Annotated in this window: 6 protein-coding genes; 3 read left to right on the forward strand and 3 right to left on the reverse strand. The window is 57.1% G+C overall.

All coding sequences use genetic code 11. From position 1 onward, the window contains the following. The 3 genes from ABIB42_RS25695 to ABIB42_RS25705 form a co-directional block, all read left to right on the forward strand. Positions 1 to 210, forward strand: a 210-nt coding sequence (locus tag ABIB42_RS25695) for an elongation factor Tu (RefSeq protein ID WP_429248894.1), incomplete at its 5' end; no start/stop codon positions are given. A gap of 191 nt (positions 211 to 401) precedes the next feature. Then, positions 402 to 719: a 30S ribosomal protein S10 gene (gene rpsJ / locus ABIB42_RS25700; protein ID WP_005663509.1), complete on the forward strand. Its 318-nt coding sequence runs from the start codon at positions 402 to 404 to the stop codon at positions 717 to 719. Between the two features lie 135 nt (positions 720 to 854). Next, positions 855 to 1,046 (forward strand): hypothetical protein, encoded by a 192-nt coding sequence (locus tag ABIB42_RS25705; protein WP_040774911.1) that lies wholly within the window; start codon positions 855 to 857, stop codon positions 1,044 to 1,046. 161 nt (positions 1,047 to 1,207) lie between these two features. Here the strand turns inward: ABIB42_RS25705 and ABIB42_RS25710 are convergent, their stop codons facing one another. Genes ABIB42_RS25710 through ABIB42_RS25720 form a run of 3 tightly spaced genes read right to left on the reverse strand, consistent with a single transcriptional unit; the run spans position 1,208 to position 2,612 of the window. Further along, a complete protein-coding gene (locus tag ABIB42_RS25710) occupies positions 1,208 to 1,606 on the reverse strand; it encodes a hypothetical protein (protein ID WP_051205005.1) in 399 nt (132 codons plus the stop codon). A gap of 2 nt (positions 1,607 to 1,608) precedes the next feature. Next, entirely contained in the window at positions 1,609 to 2,106 is a 498-nt protein-coding gene (locus ABIB42_RS25715) for a hypothetical protein (protein ID WP_005663502.1), read from the reverse strand. A gap of 11 nt (positions 2,107 to 2,117) precedes the next feature. Further along, entirely contained in the window at positions 2,118 to 2,612 is a 495-nt protein-coding gene (locus ABIB42_RS25720; protein ID WP_184237928.1) for an Hcp family type VI secretion system effector, read from the reverse strand. Positions 2,613 to 3,037 lie beyond the last annotated feature (425 nt).

Raw genomic sequence — 3,037 nt, forward strand, 5'->3', positions numbered from 1 at the left:
AACTATCGTCCTCAGTTCTACTTCCGTACGACTGACGTGACCGGTTCGATCGAACTGCCAGCAGACAAAGAAATGGTCATGCCAGGCGACAACGTGTCGATCACCGTCAAGCTGATCGCTCCGATCGCGATGGAAGAAGGTCTGCGCTTCGCAATCCGCGAAGGCGGCCGTACCGTCGGCGCCGGCGTCGTGGCAAAAATCATCGCCTAATTCATCAGGCCTTGATCGCAGGTAGGCGCTCTCCGGAGCGTCTTGCCGGCACAACGATGGGGACAGACTTTTTGGTCTGTCCCCATCTGTTTGAGCGGGAACGATGATATACTCCCGCCTCTTGAGCAGTACCGAAGTACCTTTACCACATTGCCGGCAGCAAGCCGGAACGTTCTTTTAAAGGAATTAGCATGTCCGCTCCAAACCAGAAAATCCGTATCCGCCTGAAAGCGTTTGACTACAAGCTGATCGACCAGTCCGCACTGGAAATCGTCGACACCGCCAAGCGCACCGGCGCCGTCGTCAAGGGCCCAGTCCCACTGCCGACCCGCATCCAGCGTTTCGACGTGCTGCGTTCCCCACACGTGAACAAGACCTCGCGCGACCAGTTCGAAATCCGTACGCACCAGCGTCTGATGGACATCGTGGACCCGACCGACAAGACCGTTGACGCACTGATGAAGCTGGACCTGCCAGCTGGCGTCGACGTCGAAATCAAGCTGCAGTAATATTTTTTCATCTGGCGGAGTCTTCCGCCGATGGACATGGGGCCGGTATCGCTTAGCGAGCCGGCCTTCTTTTTTTATGCGCAAGAAAGCGTATCGTCAGATGCAATCGTTTTTTACTTGTGGCATAGTTAAAGCATGAAAGCCTTGAAAAGCCAGCTCGCGTCAGAACTCCTTGCTGATCCGCAAGCTCGGGACCAGTTGCGCCAGTTCATGACCAGCAAACGGAGCCTCCCGCAAACGGCACGCCAGGCTGCTGCAGGCGAGTTCAAGATTCGCCGTGACGACGGTCAGTCGGTTCGCGTTACTATCGTACCCAAGGCCGCATAACACCACGTTCTGATGAACGTCGCGTTGCCTGCGCTGATCGTTTTTTTCCTGCTCCTGCCGGGCTTCATCTTCCGCACCAATCTCAAGCGAGCAGAGCGTACATCCCTGGATTTCTCACCTTTCGGGCAAGTCGTTGCCGAAGGGATTCTGTGGGCATCGGTTCAGCACGTTACCCGAACGTCGCCCTCGCCAGTTCGCAGGTCGATCCCTATCCAGCATCGGTAAAGTGAGTTTTTAGGATTTTCCAAGCGAGGAGTAAATGAGCAATAGATGCCCTTTTTCTCTCGTACCCGATAACCCTTTTCGCCGCTCCCACAGACGGGCTCTACGTCCGGCCCGATCTGCTCGAACACCTGTCTCGCCGCTTCGTCCCTGAAAGCGACCGAAAGTGCGCTGTCTGTCTTCGTAGGAAGCTCCGAATAGGCAGTGCCGCCTGAGTGAATCTTGTAGTTGGCATTGAGCGGGTTCCACTGATTCAGCTCGTGGGGCTTTTTGTTGTCTTCGGCAGCGCTGCCTATCTGGCACAGGCCAGCGAGAACTAGCAAGGTCAATTTGCGCATACTCATCCGATCAAGGCTACATGGAAATGGTCGTCATGACGCCTGGCTGTCCTAACGAACGGGATGCTGGTGTCGTTGAACAGAACGAGCCTGACCGGGGCGAAGGTGCGGAACAACTCGATCAGTTTCGCTGTCCCATCTCTGTCGTACAGCTGCGCTTGCCTCCATGTCACCGGTTCTTCGAGCCCATCCTTACGAAGTGGCCGGACATCCACCTGCAGGCCGTCCAGATGGGAGTCGTGATCATCGTCATCGAATGCGTCAGCACGACTGATGTTACCGATGCCGAAGCGGCGCCGATCAATGGCCTGCCACTCCAGGCCCACGCGCAGAATTGCCTGCATCATGATCGGGTGAGGGTACTGGTATCCACCCCTGTCCGGCTTGTTGTCCATGGTGCCGTAGGTGTAGTAGCCGGACTCTGCCGGCGAACGCGGCAGCATGAAGAAGCCGCGCGAGTCCTGGGTGGGCCGGAGCGGGTCGTCTTTTTGATCGGCCATGTCCACCTCCGTTACGCGCACGACTTGTTGCAGCCCAGGTCCCAGCCGCCGGCGGTTTGACCGCCCGTACCGCCGCCGATCTTTTGCTGCGTGTACCTCCATTTGACCTTGCTGAAGTGGAGGGAGATGTGGTCACGCAGGATGCTTCCCTCCGCCACCATCTGTTCCATGTTGCCGATCAGTACGTTCTCTAACTCGACCTCATAATACTTCACCCGATTGCCGTCACCATCGGCTCGCATGAATTCCATCTTCGCCTTCGGGATGGTTTTGCCGTTCGAGCAGTGCTGCATCAGTACAGGCGATGCGAGGTCGGCGAGCTTGGCCAGCGACAGCGTGCGGTATTCGCTGCGCCCCGTGGTGCGGCCACCGGTAGCGGAGCCCGGCGAGCTGACAGGTTGCGCCACACCCCATTGAGCCTGCACGATTTCGATCCAGTCCTTGTGCTTGTCGTCATGGGATTCACCCTTGATACCGTCAATCTGCAGATACACGTCGATTGCCATTTGTAGTCTCCGTGGTTCAGGTTGAAGTGCCTTTGGAAATACTTCGTGATGCGCCTCTTGCGGGCGCTGGCGGTTCTGTTGCGGTTCGGCGTGGCGAGGACTTCCAGCGCAAGGGCTGTCCAGACGTGCATGTGGCGCCCCCTTGAGGAAAGTTGGCGAACTCAAGAGGGCATTGTTGCGCCAAGCCGAACACAAGGACTTGGCACGAGTCAATCCTTGGCCTCCTGAGCATCAAGCGGACAATAAGTCAGGCCCGGTGATGCTTTGCAACGAGCGCAGTTCCACGTCGCAGGGAGCTGGTCTCATTTCAGCCATGCGAGGCGCATGATCGGACCTGTCAGAAATTCTGTGTGCGGGGCCAGAATTCAGAGTTAGATAATTGCGTTCGTGAAGCGCTCGCCGAACATGATAGCGAACTGGTTGGC

The organism is Massilia sp. UYP32 (assembly GCF_050434365.1).
Lineage (GTDB): Bacteria > Pseudomonadota > Gammaproteobacteria > Burkholderiales > Burkholderiaceae_D > Telluria > Telluria timonae.

Excerpts from the sequence above, each read along its gene's own strand:
- rpsJ (WP_005663509.1), top strand. The coding sequence starts at position 402 with ATGTCCGCTCCAAACCAGAAAATCCGTATCCGCCTGAAAGCGTTTGAC.
- ABIB42_RS25705 (WP_040774911.1), top strand. The coding sequence starts at position 855 with ATGAAAGCCTTGAAAAGCCAGCTCGCGTCAGAACTCCTTGCTGATCCG.
- ABIB42_RS25710 (WP_051205005.1), bottom strand. The coding sequence starts at position 1,606 with ATGCGCAAATTGACCTTGCTAGTTCTCGCTGGCCTGTGCCAGATAGGC.
- ABIB42_RS25715 (WP_005663502.1), bottom strand. The coding sequence starts at position 2,106 with ATGGCCGATCAAAAAGACGACCCGCTCCGGCCCACCCAGGACTCGCGC.
- ABIB42_RS25720 (WP_184237928.1), bottom strand. The coding sequence starts at position 2,612 with ATGGCAATCGACGTGTATCTGCAGATTGACGGTATCAAGGGTGAATCC.